This is a genomic window from Duodenibacillus massiliensis, from assembly GCF_928721995.1.
In the GTDB taxonomy this organism is placed as follows: domain Bacteria; phylum Pseudomonadota; class Gammaproteobacteria; order Burkholderiales; family Burkholderiaceae_F; genus Duodenibacillus; species Duodenibacillus massiliensis.
Genome location: NZ_OV788642.1, coordinates 1782285 through 1798723, shown reverse-complemented (window position 1 = coordinate 1798723; position 16439 = coordinate 1782285). Strand labels below are relative to the sequence as shown.

11 protein-coding genes and 1 tRNA gene are annotated in these 16439 nt (G+C 57.3%); 4 read left to right on the top strand and 8 right to left on the bottom strand.

Translation table 11 applies throughout. The features are described from left to right. Positions 1 to 4 precede the first annotated feature (4 nt). From alaS to NXF97_RS08260, 5 genes are all read right to left on the bottom strand, one after another. Positions 5 to 2626: an alanine--tRNA ligase gene (alaS, locus tag NXF97_RS08280; protein WP_274956735.1), complete on the bottom strand. Its 2622-nt coding sequence runs from the start codon at positions 2624 to 2626 to the stop codon at positions 5 to 7. A 267-nt stretch (positions 2627 to 2893) separates the two neighbouring features. After that, on the bottom strand, positions 2894 to 4228 hold the full coding sequence (glmM, locus tag NXF97_RS08275; protein WP_274955699.1) for a phosphoglucosamine mutase: 1335 nt from the start codon (positions 4226 to 4228) through the stop codon (positions 2894 to 2896). Positions 4229 to 4267: 39 nt separating this feature from the next. Then, positions 4268 to 5134 carry a dihydropteroate synthase gene (gene folP / locus NXF97_RS08270; protein WP_022373531.1) on the bottom strand — a complete coding sequence of 289 codons (867 nt, stop codon included), beginning with the start codon at positions 5132 to 5134 and terminating at the stop codon, positions 4268 to 4270. A 90-nt stretch (positions 5135 to 5224) separates the two neighbouring features. Beyond that, the gene (gene ftsH, locus NXF97_RS08265; RefSeq protein WP_274955698.1) at positions 5225 to 7123 is read right to left on the bottom strand and encodes an ATP-dependent zinc metalloprotease FtsH; all 1899 of its coding nucleotides are present in this window, start codon (positions 7121 to 7123) and stop codon (positions 5225 to 5227) included. Positions 7124 to 7280: 157 nt separating this feature from the next. Further along, positions 7281 to 7943: an RlmE family RNA methyltransferase gene (locus tag NXF97_RS08260; protein WP_274955697.1), complete on the bottom strand. Its 663-nt coding sequence runs from the start codon at positions 7941 to 7943 to the stop codon at positions 7281 to 7283. 61 nt (positions 7944 to 8004) lie between these two features. On the opposite strand from NXF97_RS08260, the gene NXF97_RS08255 reads away from it, so the two are divergent. Further along, positions 8005 to 8442, top strand: a complete 438-nt coding sequence (locus tag NXF97_RS08255) for a YhbY family RNA-binding protein (RefSeq protein ID WP_274955696.1) — start codon at positions 8005 to 8007, stop codon at positions 8440 to 8442. 84 nt (positions 8443 to 8526) lie between these two features. Here the strand turns inward: NXF97_RS08255 and NXF97_RS08250 are convergent, their stop codons facing one another. Next, the gene (locus NXF97_RS08250; RefSeq protein WP_274955695.1) at positions 8527 to 9780 is read right to left on the bottom strand and encodes a hypothetical protein; all 1254 of its coding nucleotides are present in this window, start codon (positions 9778 to 9780) and stop codon (positions 8527 to 8529) included. Between the two features lie 192 nt (positions 9781 to 9972). Here NXF97_RS08250 and NXF97_RS08245 point away from each other — a divergent pair, with 192 nt between their 5' ends. Further along, on the top strand, positions 9973 to 12354 hold the full coding sequence (locus NXF97_RS08245; RefSeq protein ID WP_022372440.1) for an inorganic phosphate transporter: 2382 nt from the start codon (positions 9973 to 9975) through the stop codon (positions 12352 to 12354). Continuing rightward, a complete protein-coding gene (locus NXF97_RS08240; RefSeq protein WP_274955694.1) occupies positions 12354 to 13028 on the top strand; it encodes an HAD family hydrolase in 675 nt (224 codons plus the stop codon). The genes NXF97_RS08245 and NXF97_RS08240 overlap by 1 nt, the downstream gene beginning before the upstream one ends. On the opposite strand, the gene uvrB is transcribed toward NXF97_RS08240, so the two are convergent. Further along, a complete protein-coding gene (gene uvrB, locus NXF97_RS08235) occupies positions 13008 to 15044 on the bottom strand; it encodes an excinuclease ABC subunit UvrB (RefSeq protein WP_274955693.1) in 2037 nt (678 codons plus the stop codon). The two genes, NXF97_RS08240 and uvrB, sit on opposite strands and share 21 nt — an antisense overlap. Positions 15045 to 15242: 198 nt before the next feature. Between uvrB and NXF97_RS08230 the strand changes: the two genes are divergently transcribed. Beyond that, positions 15243 to 15318, top strand: a tRNA-Asn gene (locus NXF97_RS08230). Between the two features lie 313 nt (positions 15319 to 15631). Here NXF97_RS08230 and NXF97_RS08225 read toward each other — a convergent pair. Further along, entirely contained in the window at positions 15632 to 16051 is a 420-nt protein-coding gene (locus tag NXF97_RS08225; RefSeq protein ID WP_274955692.1) for a hypothetical protein, read from the bottom strand. Positions 16052 to 16439: the final 388 nt, after the last annotated feature.

Here is a 16439-nt window from a genome sequence, read left to right as displayed (position 1 = left end):
ACGCTCAGGCGAGCTTTTCGCCGATAAACGTGCGGGCTGCCTTCATGGCGTCGGCCAGTTTGGCGACGTCAGCGGCGCCGGCCATCGCCATATCGGGCTTGCCGCCGCCCTTGCCGCCCGCGACGGCCGCCGCGGCGTTGACAAGTTCTCCGGCCTTGATGCGGCCCGTGAGGTCTTTGGTGACACCGGCGCAGAACTGGATCTTGTCGCCTGCGACCGCAAGAAGAATCACGGCACTGCCGAGCTTGTTTTTGAGATCATCCATCGTGGTTCTGAGGCTCTTGGCGTCCATGCCTTCAAGCACGGCAACGAGAACCTTGACACCGGCGACGTCTTCGGCCTTTGCCACCACATTGGCGCCCTGCGCGGCCGCGAGCTTATCCTTGGCGGCCGTCAGTTCCTTTTCAAGTTCGTGGGCGTCGGCGATCAGGCGGTCGATCTTACCGGGCAATTCTTCCGCAGGCGTCTTAAAGCGTGCGGCGCTTTCGGTAAGCAACGCGGCATTGTGCTGCATGAGTTTCAGGGCATTCATGCCGGTCACGGCTTCCACGCGGCGCACGCCTGCGCTGATGCCGGCTTCCGACACAATCTTGAAGCACCCGATGTCGCCGGTGCGTGCAACGTGCGTGCCGCCACAGAGTTCCCGCGACGTACCGATATCAAGCACACGGACCGTGGCGCCGTACTTTTCACCGAAAAGCATGACGGCACCGGCCTTCTTTGCTTCTTCAATCGACATTTCACGCGCAAGCACCGGGGTATTGGCAAGAATCTCGGTGTTGACGATGTCTTCGACTTCAGCGATCTGTTCGGTCGTCATGGGCTTGTCGTGCGTGAAGTCAAAGCGGGTGACCTTGCTGTTCACAAGGCTCCCCTTCTGCGCGACGTGGGCGCCGAGCACTTCACGAAGCGCCTTATGCATGATGTGCGTCACGGAGTGGTTGCGCGCGACGGCTGCGCGCGTTGCCTGATCGACCTGCGCGTCAAGCACGTCACCGGCCTTAAGGCTTCCTTCCTTGATGTGCGCGGCATGCCCGAAGACACTTTCCTTGATGCGGAAGGTGTCCGTGACCTGCAGCAGCGTCGTGCCGTTTTCAAGGACACCGACGTCACCGACCTGGCCGCCCATCTCAGCGTAAAAGGGCGTCTTGTCAAGCACCACAATCACGTCGTCGCCTGCAGCCGCTTCTTCAACCTGCGCACCGTTACGGTAAAGCGCAAGGACCTTGGCCTGCGGTTCGTCCAGGGTCTTGTAACCCTCAAACGTATTGTTTTCACCGGTGTAAAGGACTCCGGCCGCAACCTTAAACTTACCGGCAGCGCGGGCCTTGGACTTTTGTTCGTCCATTGCCTTATCAAAGGCTTCGACGTCAACCTTAAGACCGCGTTCGCGGCAGACGTCGGCGGTGAGGTCAACCGGGAAGCCGTAGGTGTCGTGCAGCTTAAAGGCGACATTGCCGTCAAGCACGCCGTCCTTGGTTTCGGCAATGGCGGCTTCGAGAATTTCCATGCCGTTGCTTAACGTCTGCAGGAACCGTTCTTCCTCGCTCTTAATGACTTCGGCAATGCGCGGATCCTTCACTTCAGGATAGGTGTCACCCATTTCCTGCGCGACGGAATCAACGAGCTTATAGAAGAAAAGCCCGCGGGCGCCGAGCTTGTAGCCGTGGCGGATGGCGCGGCGGCAGATGCGGCGCAGCACGTATGCGCGGCCTTCGTTACCGGGCTTGACGCCGTCAGCAACGGCGAAGCTGCAGCAGCGGATATGGTCGGCAATCACCTTAAGCGAGGGCGACTGCGGATCCACGTTTTGCGCTCCGGCTTCTTCCACGGCATTTTTCGCGGCGGCCATGATGTTCTGGAAGAGGTCGATGTCGTAGTTGGTCGGCACGTCCTGCAGCACGGAAGCAATACGCTCAAGCCCCATCCCCGTATCGATGTTGGGGTGCGGCAGGCGGTTGAGTTTGCCGGTCGTGTCACGGTTAAACTGCGTGAAGACGAGGTTCCAGATTTCCATGTAACGGTCGCCGTCTTCATCCGGGCTCCCCGGAGGGCCGCCCTGCACGGACGGACCGCGGTCATAGAAGATTTCCGAGCACGGACCGCAGGGACCGGTGTCGCCCATCATCCAGAAGTTGTCCGACATGTAGCGCGCGCCCTTGTTGTCGCCGATGCGGATGATGCGCTCGGCCGGCACGTGGATTTCGTTCAACCAGATGTTGTAGGCCTCATCGTCCTCAAAATAGACGGTGACCCAGAGGCGTTCCGGCGGCAGCTTATAAACGGTCGTTAAGAGTTCCCAGGCCCAGTGAATCGCATCGTGCTTGAAATAATCGCCGAAACTGAAGTTTCCGAGCATTTCAAAGAACGTGTGATGACGCGCCGTGTAGCCGACGTTATCAAGGTCGTTGTGCTTGCCGCCCGCGCGGATGCACTTCTGAGAGGTCGTTGCGCGGTGCAGCGACTTATCAAGGCCCAGGAAGTTGGCCTTGAACTGGTTCATACCGGCATTGGTAAAGAGCAGCGTCGGATCGTCCTTGGGAACGACCGGGCTTGACTTCACAATCGTGTGGCCCTTGCTCTCGAAAAACTTGAGGTACGCCTGACGAATGTCGGCGGCCGTCATATAGGTACTGGGTTTCATAGTACTCGCAATAAATTCGCGCTTAAAAAAGCGGAAGCCGCCCGTTTAAGGGCGACCGAAAACCTGTGCGGTACGGGCGGTTTGTTTTTCAACCAATGCTGCCCCGGCAAAAAGCGAAGCGCCGTCCGCGAAAACGATGAATTTTAACCGTTAATTGCGGCCTCAACCACGGCGAAAGGCAAAAGCCCGAAAGAAAAACGGGCCGTTTCTTTCAGAAAATCCGCCCGTTTGTGTTTTTTTCAGGAAGCCTCAGACTCTGAGCGCATCGGCAAGGCCCTGCGCAAGCGTCTGTGCCTCGGCCTTATCCCCCGTCTCCACCATGATCCGGAGCAGAGGTTCCGTGCCTGAGAGGCGGATCAGCACGCGCCCGCGCCCCGCGAGCGTTTTCTCTGCCTCAGCAACCGCCGCAACAAACGCGGCATTACCCTTCCAGTCATAGCCCTTTTCAATACGCTTATTGATGAGAACCTGGGGCATGAGTTCAAGCCCCGCCAAAAGTTCAGCAAGCGTCTTACCGGTGTCTCTGACGGCAGCCAAAACCTGAAGCGCGCTCACGATGCCGTCGCCGGTACTCTGCCTGTCAAGCGCAATGATGTGCCCGGAGGATTCGCCCCCGAAAAGCCAGCCGCGCTTGGTGAGTTCTTCCATCACGTAGCGGTCGCCCACCTTGGCGCGCACGAAGGGAAGCTTCATTTCGCCGAAGCGCTTTTCCAAAGCGTAGTTTGTCATGAGCGTGCCGCAGACACCGTCAACACGGCCCTTTCGGCCCCGGTCGCAGACGATGGCGTAAAGAAGCTCATCACCGTTATAAAGGTGGCCTGCGGCGTCAGCCATAATGAGGCGGTCGGCGTCCCCGTCAAAGGCAAGGCCGTAGGCGCAGCCCGCCTTGGCGGTGCGCTCGGCCAGGGTATCCGTGTGCGTCGCACCCACACCCTCGTTGATGTTAAAGCCGTTGGGACTGACGGCGTCCGCCGTCACATCAGCGCCCAACTCATGAAAAACGGCGGGAGCGACGTGGTAGGAAGCGCCGTTGGCGCAGTCGAGATAAAGCTTCATCCCCTTAAGATCGAGCCCCGCGGGGAACGTGCTTTTACAAAATTCAACGTAGCGGCCGGCCGCATCATCGAGCCTTCGGGCTTTGCCGAGATTGTCGCTTGCCTCACAGTGAAAGCCTTTGTCGATTTCGGCTTCAACGGCAAGCTCCACGGCGTCCGGAAGTTTTGTGCCGGCAGCGGAGAAAAACTTGATGCCGTTGTCGCAGTACGGATTGTGGCTTGCGCTGATCGCAACGCCGGCTTCAAGTCTCAGAGCCCGCGTGAGATAGGCAACTGCGGGCGTCGGAATGGGCCCGGAGAGAACCGTATCCACGCCGGCAGACGAAAACCCCGCCTGCAGCGCGGCTTCCAGCATGTAGCCCGACACCCGGGTGTCCTTGCCGATTAAAACCGTCGTTTTGCGTCCGGCATTTTCCCTGCGGATCACGCGGCCTGAGGCCTGCCCCAGAAGCATCACAAAGTCCGGCGTCATGGGAAAAGTTCCCACCGTGGCTCTTACACCGTCCGTGCCGAAGTAGCGTCGCGTCATGTTGTTCTTTCTCTTTTGGCGGATTCAAACCTCTAGATATTAATCCTTAAGACGCACCTCTGCCGCACGCACGGCCGCCAAAACGTCAAAAGCTTCCTTCGTTTCCCTCACGTCGTGCACACGCACCAGCTGCGCGCCGCGCTCAACGGCAATCAGGGCCCCGGCAACCGAACTCACAATACGGTCGCCAGCCTTGGCTACGCCCGTGACGGCCCCCAGGGACGACTTACGGGAAAGCGCCATCAAAAAGGGCCTGCCGAGTTCCACGAAATGCGCCGTTGCCGCAAGAAGCTCAAAGTTCTGCTCCACGTTTTTCCCGAAACCAAAGCCCGGATCAAACATGACCGCCGCGGGGTCTGCGCCGGCGGCAAGCAGCACCTTTTCCTGCGAGAGCAGAAAGTCGGTGACTTCGCCGATCAAGTCCGTGTAGGACGGGGCCTTCTGCATGGTGCGGGGCGTCCCCTGCATGTGCATCACAATGAGGCCGCAGCCGCTTTGGGCGGCAGCCTGAGGCGCCCCCGCCTCACGAAAACCCCGGATGTCGTTCAAAATCTCGGCGCCTGCGGCCGCGGCTTCCCGCATCACTTCGGGTTTACTTGTGTCCACCGACACAATAAGTCCCTCTCGGGCCAGCGTCTTTACCACCGGAATCACACGGGCGAGCTCTTCTTCAAGCGAGACATCCGCCGCGCCCGGGCGCGTGGATTCGCCCCCGACGTCGATGATGTCGGCGCCGTCAGCGGCAAGTTTTCTGCCCCAGGCAACGGCCGCCTCGGTTGTGGCGTGTTCTCCGCCGTCAGAAAAGGAGTCGGGCGTCACGTTCACAATCCCCATGATGCGGGGGCGGGTCAGATCGAGCGTGCGGGTTCTGAGTTTCCAGGCAACCGCTGCTTTTGAATTTTGCATTTTCTCTTGTCCTTTCACGGAAAAAGGACGGAAAGCGCACGGCACTCCGTCCTTTTGCCGGGGCCTGCGGGCCCCGTCTTCACATCCTTCTTACGCCGCAGGCGGCTGTGAGCCGTTATCCTGCGCGGACGCAGCAGCTGCAACCGCAACGGGAGCCGCCGGCTGCGCGGCCCCGGCGGGCTGCGAAACCTTCGGTTCACGCGGGGGCTTGCCTGCCATGATGTCGTCGATCTGATCGGCGTCAATCGTCTCCCATTTGAGAAGCGCCTGCGCCATGGCTTCAACCTTGTCGGCGTTGTCTTCAATGAGTTTACGCGCGGTTGTGTACTGCTCTTCGAGGATGCGGCGGATCTCGTTATCGACCGCACGCATGGTTTCCTCAGAGATGTGGCTTGTGCGCGTCAGAGACCGCCCCAGGAAGGGATCCCCTTCGTTTTCGGCGTACACCATCACGCCCATGCTGTCGCTCATACCGTAGCGCGTCACCATGTCGCGCGCCATCTGGGTGGCACGTTCAAAGTCGTTGCTTGCGCCCGTGGTCATCTGATGCATGAAGACTTCTTCGGCAATGCGGCCACCGAACAAAATCGCGATGCGCGTCAAAAGGTACTGTTTGTCGTAGGCGTAGTGATCTTCTTCCGGAAGCTGCATCGTCACGCCCAGGGCTCTGCCGCGCGGGATGATCGTCACCTTATGCACGGGATCGGACTTGGGCATGAGTTTGGCTACGAGCGCATGACCGGATTCGTGATAGGCGGTGTTGCGCTTTTCGTCCTCGGTCATCACCATGGACTTACGTTCCGCGCCCATCATGATCTTGTCTTTGGCAAGCTCAAAGTCGTTCATATCGACCACACGGCCGTTACGACGTGCGGCAAAAAGCGCAGCTTCGTTCACGAGGTTTGCGAGATCGGCGCCTGAAAAGCCCGGTGTGCCTCGCGCGAGAATGTCAGCGCGCACGTCCTGCGCCACAGGGATCTTTTTCATGTGAACGTTGAGAATCTGCTCACGCCCGCGAATGTCGGGCAGCGGCACCACGACCTGGCGGTCAAAGCGGCCCGGGCGAAGGAGCGCCGGATCCAGCACGTCAGGGCGGTTTGTTGCCGCGATCACGATGATGTTGGTGCCGGTTTCAAAGCCGTCCATCTCTACGAGCATCTGGTTTAACGTCTGCTCGCGTTCGTCGTTGCCGCCGCCCAAGCCTGCGCCACGCTGACGGCCCACGGCATCGATTTCGTCGATGAAGATGATGCAGGGCGCGTTTTTCTTGGCGTTTTCAAACATGTCGCGCACTCGCGCGGCACCCACACCCACAAACATTTCCACGAAGTCAGAGCCTGAAATCGAGAAAAAGGGCACCCCCGCTTCACCGGCGATGGCTTTCGCAAGAAGCGTCTTACCGGTCCCGGGAGGTCCGACGAGCAAAATGCCGCGCGGAATATGGCCCCCGAGCCTCTGGTACTTCGAAGGGTCCTTGAGAAAGTCCACGACTTCCTGGACGTCTTGCTTCGCTTCATCGCACCCGGCAACGTCGTTAAACCGCACCTTGTTGGCGGTGTCGTCAAGCATTCTTGCCTTACTCTTACCGAAGGAGAAGGCGCCGCCCTTGCCGCCCTGCATCTGACGCATGAAGAAAATCCACACGCCGATCAAAAGCAGCATCGGGAACCAACTTACAAAAAGCGTCTGCAGGAAAGACGGTTCCTCTTCGGCCTTACCGTAAACCTGCACGCCGTTTTTACGCAGATCGTCCACCATCCAGAGGTCGCCCGGACTGGTGATCGAATAAGCGGGCCCGTCGGTGGGCGTCACGGTGAGCTTTCTGCCCTGCACGTCCACGCGGCTGATGCGGCCTGCCTTGGCGTCAGCCATAAACTGCGTGTAACTCGTCTGTTCGGCCGCCGGAACCGCACGTTCGCCGTCAAACTGCCGAAACACGGTAAAGAGCACAAAGGCGATCAGCACCCAGATCGCGATGCGCCCCAGCATCCTGTTGTCCAAAATTGTCCTCTCAGTCGTCGGTATTTTTGCCGTCACCGGGAGCGCTCAAGGCGCACAGACGGCTTCATTTTGCACGTAGCCTAAACGAAATCGGGCGTTTTGTCGTCCAAAGCCGCGAATTTCCAAGCTTTTTTGTATCCGGTCGTTAAGCGTTCTTCTTTGCGGGTTTAAGTCCCCGCCCCACCACATACATTTCCGGACTCGTATCGCGGCTTGCCTCGGGTTTGCGCTGCTTCACCGTCTTAAAGACGCGCTTGCAGCTTTCCACAAACTGCGAGTAGCCCGAGCCCTGAAAAACCTTCGTTACAAAGACCCCTTCGGGTTTGAGGTTCTTTTCGGCAAATTCAAGCGCAAGTTCATTTAAAAGAAGGCTCGCGCCCGCGTCGACCATCGCTACGCCCGAAAGGTTCGGAGCCATGTCGCTGATCACCACATCGGCCTTGCCGCCCTCCAAAAGCGCATCCAGGGCGTCCGCCACTTCCTGCTCCCTGAAGTCGCCCTGCAGAAAATCCACGCCCTCAATGGGCTCCATCGGGAGAATATCCATCGCAATCACGCGGCCGCAGAAGGTGCCGTCAGGGTTTGTGAGGCGCTTTCTTGCAATCTGAGACCAACTGCCCGGAGCGGCGCCTAAATCCACCACGGTCATTCCCGGGTGAAAGATCTTTTCCTTTTCGTCAATTTCCAGCAACTTGAAAGCCGAACGCGCACGATACCCCTGCGCACGGCTCATTTTGACGAAGGGATCGTTGATGTGACGCTCGATCCAGGCACGGTTGGAGCGGAGTTTTTTCTGTGATTTGGGCATAGACCAATTACAATAGCGGGACAAAAAAGAGTGTCTTTTTCTTAGGAGAAAGCTTTTTATTATGGCCGAACTCATTTTAGAGCGCGACAAGCGTCTCGAACTGCGCGGACAGGCGCATCACCTCAAAGCCCGCGTTCTTTTGGGCGCAAACGGACTTACCGAAGCCGTCGAAAAGGAAGTAAGCCGCGCGCTTGACGATGCGGGGCTCGTGAAGATTCACGTTCCGGGCGACGACCGTGAGGAGCGCACCGCCATTTACGAAGCGCTTGCCGACAAGCTCGGCGCAGCGCGCATTCAGGCAATCGGCAAGATGCTCGTTCTCTGGCGCCCGCCCGTTGAAAAAGAAGAAAAGAAACCGGCCTTTGAACCGGCTCCTTCAAAAAAGAAGGTCGCCGTGAAAAAGCCCGGCATGAAAAAGACGGCCAAAAAGCCCGTCATCACTCATGCCCGTCCGAAGCGCAAGACCCTCACGAAAAAAGCAGCGCTTGCCAAGTGCTGATTCCTGTCTGAGTGAGATACGCCAAACGGCATCCGGTTTTCGGGTGCCGTTTGTTTTTTCCTGGCAGCTATATCTGCGCCCGGCTTAATCCGCGTCCAGAGCCGCCGTCAACGCGTCATGCAGATCTTCATCGAGCTCATCGCAGGTCACGGCGGCAACGATCTGATAACCCAGAAGGCTGATGCAACGCTCCGCGTAACTGTCAAATTCCGTTTCCAGAAGCTTCCAGCCGACTTTTTCACGCTCCACGCCAAAACACGCCGATGCGAGAAAAAGCAGGTACGACAGACTCTCACGCACGCGCCAGGCGTCTTCTTTGCTCTGAGAATCGAACGCTTCCGTGAGTTCGTCGAAATATGGCGTCAGGAATTCGCGTTCCGTTACCTTTCTCAGGCTTTTGACTGCCTCCGGCCACAACACAGAACAAACCACCTTGGCTTCCTGAGCGTTGCTGAGCAACACCTCAATGTCCGCGTCCCGGAGGTCTTCCTCTTTTTTCAGCGTTTCAGCAAAGTCATCCCGACGCTCAGCCCAAGCGCGCCGCATGAGCGGTACAAGACTTGCAAATGCCAGAACAATATACGGACGCAGGCGCGAACCGACTTCTTTTGTTCCGTTCAGGATTTCTTTGGCGGTTGATTCAAAAAGCTGCGGTATGTCCGGATCATCCGGCCATTCATCCTCATCAAGCCCGTCATCCTCTTTCTCATCTGCTTCGTCCGTGTCTTTCCCGTACGAATCGAGCATGTCCTCCAGGTGCGGCGCCACGAAAAACGTCAGAAGAACACTGAGGGCCGAGGAAAAATCCCCGGCTTCATCTTCGGCCTGTGCTTGTGGCAACCCGCGGGCGACGAATGCCTCAGCCACCACAGAAGCAATCACAGCAGACATCTCTTCGGGTGCGGCATCCTTAAGTGCTTCAGAAAACTGTTTTCCGAGCAAACGCATGGCAATACGCGCAGTCACAGAAACCGCCGTGCGCAGGTTAACCGCCTCCTGCCGCTTTCCTTCCCGGCTGTGCCACAATCTGACGCCCTCGGATCGGGTTTCGCCGCTTCCAAAAAGAAGGCGGTCCTTCTCCGGAAACACCTCATTGAGCACGCCGTAACAGGCGAGATCCTCATCGTCGGCAGGGGAAGCCGCTGCTTTATCTGCCCGATATGCCGCTTCAAGCGTGCGGCCGACAAGCAACCTGTCAATTGTGTTCAGAAATGTTCCGACCAAGTCAACCGCCACAGCCGTCATTTCGTGCGGCAATGCGCGAAAAGCCGCTTCAAGATTTTCCCGGCTGACACCGGCATCCTTAATAAAAAATCCTTTGTAAGAATCGTCTTCCATTTTTCTCTTCCCGCCCGACAACCGATTGTTATTGCAGCGGCACGAGACTAACACGGCAAGGCCTTTTTTCCGCGCCTGCAGCGAAATATTTGCCGAATGTGTCGGTTTGTCACAAATCTGTCACAAAACCCCGTCAGACTCTCAAAAATATCATAGACCCGTCATATTTGTGCCTGCGGCACAGCTCTCGCGATGGACAACTTTTACCTTGTCATCCTGGCTTTTCTGGCGATTCTCGCCTGTTTTGACCTCTTTGTGGGCGTCAGTAACGACGCCGTCAACTTCTTAAATTCAGCCCTGGGTTGCCGCATCGCCACCTACCGCACCACAATGATTGTGGCAAGCCTCGGTGTGCTTCTCGGAGCCACCTTCTCTTCGGGGATGATGGAAATCGCACGAAGCGGCGTTTTTCATCCGCAGATGTTTACCTTTGCGGAAATCATGGTGATCTTTTTTGCCGTGATGGTCAGCGACGTGCTGCTGCTTGATACCTTCAACTCCCTGGGGCTTCCCACCTCCACCACGGTTTCGATTGTCTTTGAACTGTTGGGCAGCGCCATGGCTGCGGCGCTTTACAAAATCCTCACCGCCGACGGGTCAGTGGCGGGCCTGGCTGAATACATCAACAGCGCCAAGGCGCTCACCATTATTTCGGGCATTCTGATTTCGGTGGTCGTCGCCTTTATCGCGGGCATGGTCGTGCAGTACATTGCGCGCCTTATTTTCACCTTTCACTTTGAGCGGATGTACCGCCGCGTGGGCGGCCTTTTCGGGGGATTCGCGATCACCGCGATCTTTTACTTTCTGGTGATTAAGGGGGCTTCGGGCTCAAGCTTCATGCGCCCCGAATGGATCAGCTGGATTAACGCCAACACGCAGACCATTCTTCTCTCGCTTTTTATCGGGCTCACGGTTCTTTTTCAGATCCTCATCCTGCTTTTTAACCTCAATATCTTCAAGATCGTCATTCTGTCGGGGACGTTTTCGCTTGCCTTTGCCTTTGCCGGCAACGACCTTGTGAACTTTGTGGGTGTGCCTCTGGCGGCTTTAGACAGCGTGCGCGACTTTATGGCAAACGGCACGGATGCCGCAACGTACCTGATGACAAGCCTTCAGAAGGGAAGTGCCGCGCCCACGTTCTTCCTCTTACTCTCGGGCAGCATCATGGTGGCAACGCTCTGGCTCAGTAAAAAAGCCAAACGCGTGGTGCAGACCTCCATCAACCTCTCTTCGAGCCAGTCGGGCACGCACGAGCAGTTCGGTTCGTCGCTGCCCGGGCGAATGATTGTGAGAAGCTCGATGACGCTCGGCCGCGTTGTGCGCCAGATTATTCCGGCCCCCGTGCAGGTGATGCTGCACTCGCGCTTTAAGCCGCGGGCAATCAAGCGCGGTGAACCCGTGCTTCCCTTTGACTATGTGCGTGCCTCCATCAACCTCGTTTTAAGTTCGATTCTGATTGCTTCGGCAACGAGCCTCAAGCTCCCGCTTTCGACGACCTACGTCACCTTCATGGTGGCGATGGGCTCAAGCTTCGCGGACGGCGCCTGGGACCGTGAGTCGGCGGTCTACCGCATCTCTGGCGTTTTAACGGTCATCAGCGGGTGGTTCCTGACGGCACTCACAGCCTGCACGGTCGCGGGCGTGATGTGCATGCTCGTGATGATGGGCGGGGAACTGATGTGCTGCGCTCTGATTCTTCTCGCCGTCACGCTTCTTGTGCGCTCCAACTTCTTTGGTAAGAGCAGCGCTGACACTGTGATCGTGGCCCCGAAGGCCAGCGACTGCAATTCCGTGCGGGACGCCTTAAACAAGATGGTGGGCACGTATCTTTCCCGCACCGTGGATATTTACAGCGACACCGTCACGAGTTTTCTTGACGACAACGAAACGGGCCTGCGGCACTTAAAGACGGACGCCACCTCGCTATTTGACAGCCTCTCGCAGCAGAGAAGCACCTACTACGGTATGGCGCAGGGTACGGGCGGCGCAGACACCAAACTTGATCAGGATGCGCGCTACTGCTTCTTAAGAACCTACACCAACATGCGTGAAGTGGGGCGCGGCCTGCAGCGGCTGACAACCACCGTTAAGGAGCACGTTGCCAACCGTCACCGTGTTTTCCATGGTGAGTCAAAGCGCAATCTTTTGGCGCTTGTCAAAGACCTGCAGCGCCTGAGCCAAACCGGCGAAGGCAAGCATTCCCTGGAAGCCGTAAGCCTCTCCGCCAACGACATCATCAGCGAAATCGACGCGATGCAGTCGGACCTTTTAAAGTCCATTTCCCGCGAAAACCTCTCGATGCGCGGCTGCGAGCTCTACCTCACGTTCCTGCAGTTTGCCCGTGAGCTCGTGAACCGCTACTCGATTGTCGCGGTGCTGCAGAAGGAATTAAACGACCTCTGTGACGAAAACGACCGCCGCAAAGCCAAGGAAGCAACGGAACAGAAAACGACTGCGGCCACGCCCGCAGCCCAGCCCTCGTCGGGACGCAGAATTCTGCAGGCGCTGCATCTGACGCCGCGCCAGCCCAAGGTGCCTGACGGGCAGAGCAACACGCCTGAAGGAAAGGCCTGATGCCCGCGCACTTTAAAGCCGTCCTTTTTGATCTGGACGGCACGCTCGTGGACAGCGCACCGGACCTTGTGGCGGCCGTCAACAGCCTCAGGCGTGATCTGGGGCTGCCGGAGATCATTTATGAGGCCTTAAGGGGCCGGGCCGGACACGGAATACGGGGCCTTGTGTGGAGCGCGCTGAGAATCCGTAAAGAGGATCCCCCCTTTGCAGGGCTTTCAGACGCGTTTCTCACGCATTACGAAGCGCATATCCATGACGGCACGCACCCTTTTGCGGGTGTTGAGGCAATGCTCACGGCACTCACCCGACGCGGCATTGCCTGGGGCATTGTCACGAATAAACCGGAGCACCTTGCAAAAATTGTCGTCGGCAACAACCCGGTGATCTCCGGGGCCCGCTGCGTGATCGGCTGGGACACGGTCGGGAAAATGAAACCGGCTCCGGATTCCCTCATTTTGGCCATGAAAACGCTGGGGGTTATGCCGTCCGAAGTTTTGTACGTCGGAGACGATGCGCGCGACACACTTGCCGCACACAACGCCGGCTGCCGCGCAGCCGCCGCCCTTTGGGGCTACACAACCGGCAACACCCAGCCGGCTGACTGGGGATCTGACTTTCTCCTTAAGAGCCCCGCAGAGCTCCTTAACCTTCTCTCAGAGCCCGTCGCCGGCTGACCCGAAGACAAGCTTTTTGAGTTCCTCCAGGCGGTCGCGGTACATTGCGGCCTGCTCGAAGTCGAGATTTTTAGCGCACTCAAGCATCTTCTTTTCGGTTTCCTTGATGCGCTTGGCAACGCTTTTTTCATCATCGGGATTGACGTCGGCCAAGACAATCGCCGATTCTTTCTTGGCCTGATCCGGGCCCTTATAAACCCCGTCGATGATTTCACGGACTTCCTTCACCACAGACCGCGGCGTAATGCCGTGCTCCTTGTTGTAGTCCTGCTGCTTGGCGCGGCGCCGTTCCGTCTCTCCGATGGCTTCCTTCATCGAGTCAGTCATCTTGTCGGCGTACAAAATGGCCTTGCCGTGGACGTTACGCGCGGCGCGCCCGATGGTCTGAATGAGCGACCGCGTTGAACGCAGAAACCCCTCTTTATCCGCGTCCAGAATCGCCACAAGCGAAACTTCCGGAATGTCCAAGCCCTCACGCAAGAGGTTAATGCCCACAAGCACGTCAAAGACGCCGGCACGAAGGTCGCGGATGATTTCCACGCGCTCCACCGTATCGATGTCGGAATGGAGGTACCGGACCTTGACGTTGTGTTCGCTTAAAAACTCGGTGAGCTCTTCGGCCATGCGCTTGGTGAGCGTGGTGACAAGCACGCGGTCCCCGACCTTCGTGCGCTCGGAGATTTCGCTTAAAACATCATCGACCTGCGTTGTCGCGGGCCGCACCTCTACTTCGGGGTCCACAAGCCCCGTGGGACGCACGACCTGCTCGACGATCTGAGAACTCTTTTTGAGTTCCCACTCCGCGGGCGTAGCCGACACAAAGATGCTGCGGCGCATCTTGCGCTCAAATTCGTCAAAGCGAAGCGGCCGGTTGTCAAGGGCCGAAGGCAGACGAAACCCGTAATTGACAAGCGTCTCTTTTCTTGAGCGGTCCCCGCGGTACATGCCGCCTAACTGCCCCAACATCACGTGGCTTTCATCGAAAAACATGAGGGCATCGCTGGGGAGGTAGTCAATAAGGCACGGGGGCGCCTCCCCGGGCGCAAGGCCCGTCAAATGCCGCGAATAGTTTTCAATGCCCTTGCAAAAGCCCACCTGATCGAGCATTTCAAGGTCAAAAAGCGTTCTCTGCTGCAGGCGTGCCGCTTCGATTTCCTTGCCGGCCGCCCTGAGTTCGGCAAGCCGCTCCTTAAGCTCCGCCTTAATCGTGCCGATTGCGTGCACGATCTCGTTTCTCGGAGTCACGTAGTGACTTGCGGGGTACACGACAAAGCGCGGCACCTTCTGGCGCACCTGGCCCGTTAAGGGATCAAAGAGCACGACGGCATCCACCTCATCGTCAAAAAGCTCAATGCGGACCGCAATTTCAGCGTGTTCGGCGGGGAAGACATCAATCGTGTCGCCCCGTACCCGAAACGTGCCGCGAAGAAATTCGAGGTCATTGCGCTTGTACTGCATTTTGACGAGCTGCTTGATGAAGTCTTCGCGCGTTTTGGTGTCGCCCTGCCGTAGAATCAGACGCATCATCGTGTAGCTTTCGGGCTTACCGATACCGTAAATTGCAGAGACCGTCGCGACGATGATCGTGTCACGACGCTCCAAAATACTTTTGGTGGCGGCAAGCCGCATCTGCTCGATGTGTTCGTTTACCGCCGAATCCTTTTCAATGAAAAGATCACGCGCCGGAACATAGGCTTCCGGCTGGTAGTAGTCGTAGTAGGAGACAAAGTACTCGACGGCGTTTTCCGGAAAGAACTCACGCATTTCCGAATAAAGCTGCGCGGCCAGCGTCTTATTGGGGGCCATGACAAGCGCCGGCACCCCCACGCGCGCGATGACGTTGGCCATCGTGAAGGTTTTGCCTGACCCCGTGACGCCCAAAAGCGTCTGAGCGGAGAGCCCTTCTTCCACCCCTTCCGTGAGTTTTTCAATGGCAGGACCCTGGTCACCGGCCGGATCGTAGGGCGAATGCAGCCTGAAGGGCGAATGCTCAAACGTGAGAACCTTATCTGTCATCGCTGTTGCACTAAAACACAGTACCAAACGCAGAAACGGTTAACTTTAGCACCCGGCGCATCCGATCGCCTCAGGAAGACGCAATTTTCTTTTCGTTGAATTTCAGTTACTTAGCCTCCAGAGCCGAATTTATTTCTAAAAATCGGCTGTAAGGACTTGCCAAGAGTGAAAAACGCCTGTATAGTTCGCGTCCTGCATTCCCCGATAGCTCAGTCGGTAGAGCAACGGACTGTTAATCCGTGGGTCGTTGGTTCGAGCCCAACTCGGGGAGCCAGAATTCATAAAGGTCCTGATACAAACGTGTCAGGACCTTTTCATTTGTGCTTGCCGCACCCGCTTCTCACAAAATTGTGCGTTTTCTCTGTAACTTGCGCACGTACGTAGAAGGCCGCCATTACGACGGCCTTTTGCGTATCCGGGCTCAGTCATCAAGGTCCGGCGGCAAATCCAGATCGGAGAGTTCTACAGGCATATCGAGATCGGCCGGCGGTTCATCATCGTCCTAGGGCAAAGTGCTGATTTGTTCGGCTGTGGGTGCCTGCAGACCCAAGATTGAAAAGAGCTCTTTCTTCCGGCCTACGATTTCATCAAAGATCCATCCCTCCGGGAAATGTTGCTTGCAACGCCCGTGCCAGGGGTGTAGCCCCCACCAGCTGATTCAACGCCCAAGTAGCACCACCGTGTAAGCGGACTATCTCTTTGGTCCGCCGAATTGAGTCCTCGGGATCAATGGGCTTGAACTCAAGTCGTCCGCCTCTGTAGCGATAAACGCGGAACTTCTCCAGTCCGGGGTGCTCCTTTTTAAAGTCCTCTTTGAAAACAATCTCCCAGCAATCCTTCTTACCGTTGACCGGCAGGCACTTACCGACAGAGCGGGAATTCCCCTTGCTGCGGGCAGGACGCTTCTTAACGGGAACCCAAGTGTTCTTGTACGTCATTGCGTCCCTGTTCTTGGCTGAACCGTTGATGATCAGGGGCGGCAGTTCCGGAAGCGTAATGTTGGGCATGGTGTGCTCATAGATACCTGTAGAGATGTTCTTTTTTGCGCAAAATATCGTTGTTTGCCATTGATTTAAAGCAAAACTTTGACGATTAATCTATGCATGTATCTATACGCGCACAATTTGGACTTCTTTTCTTCAAAAAAACCACGCTGTAAGCACAAGGCACTATGAAGCCTCAGTAAAACCGTTCTAGCATGACGGTTACCCGGTTTTTTCCGCATCCACCGAAAGGAAAAAGCGTGCCGGGGCGTTTTCTGAGGTCAACACAAACGGCCCGCGGAAAACGTTGGCTGTTACGTTCTGAAGGCCTGGCTCACAGCCTTTGCGCCTGCAGAAGCAGTCAAATTCGTGCGGTCTGCGCCGGACAACCCCGATGCCGGTACCGTCTGCA

Bases quoted from the DNA above. Each gene is read 5' to 3' on its own strand.
- glmM (WP_274955699.1), bottom strand. From the start codon at position 4,228: ATGACGCGACGCTACTTCGGCACGGACGGTGTAAGAGCCACGGTGGGA.
- NXF97_RS08250 (WP_274955695.1), bottom strand. From the start codon at position 9,780: ATGGAAGACGATTCTTACAAAGGATTTTTTATTAAGGATGCCGGTGTC.
- NXF97_RS08225 (WP_274955692.1), bottom strand. From the start codon at position 16,051: ATGCCCAACATTACGCTTCCGGAACTGCCGCCCCTGATCATCAACGGT.
- NXF97_RS08255 (WP_274955696.1), top strand. From the start codon at position 8,005: ATGGCCGAACTCATTTTAGAGCGCGACAAGCGTCTCGAACTGCGCGGA.
- uvrB (WP_274955693.1), bottom strand. From the start codon at position 15,044: ATGACAGATAAGGTTCTCACGTTTGAGCATTCGCCCTTCAGGCTGCAT.
- NXF97_RS08245 (WP_022372440.1), top strand. From the start codon at position 9,973: ATGGACAACTTTTACCTTGTCATCCTGGCTTTTCTGGCGATTCTCGCC.
- folP (WP_022373531.1), bottom strand. From the start codon at position 5,134: ATGCAAAATTCAAAAGCAGCGGTTGCCTGGAAACTCAGAACCCGCACG.
- NXF97_RS08260 (WP_274955697.1), bottom strand. From the start codon at position 7,943: ATGCCCAAATCACAGAAAAAACTCCGCTCCAACCGTGCCTGGATCGAG.
- ftsH (WP_274955698.1), bottom strand. From the start codon at position 7,123: ATGCTGGGGCGCATCGCGATCTGGGTGCTGATCGCCTTTGTGCTCTTT.
- NXF97_RS08240 (WP_274955694.1), top strand. From the start codon at position 12,354: ATGCCCGCGCACTTTAAAGCCGTCCTTTTTGATCTGGACGGCACGCTC.
- alaS (WP_274956735.1), bottom strand. From the start codon at position 2,626: ATGACGGCCGCCGACATTCGTCAGGCGTACCTCAAGTTTTTCGAGAGC.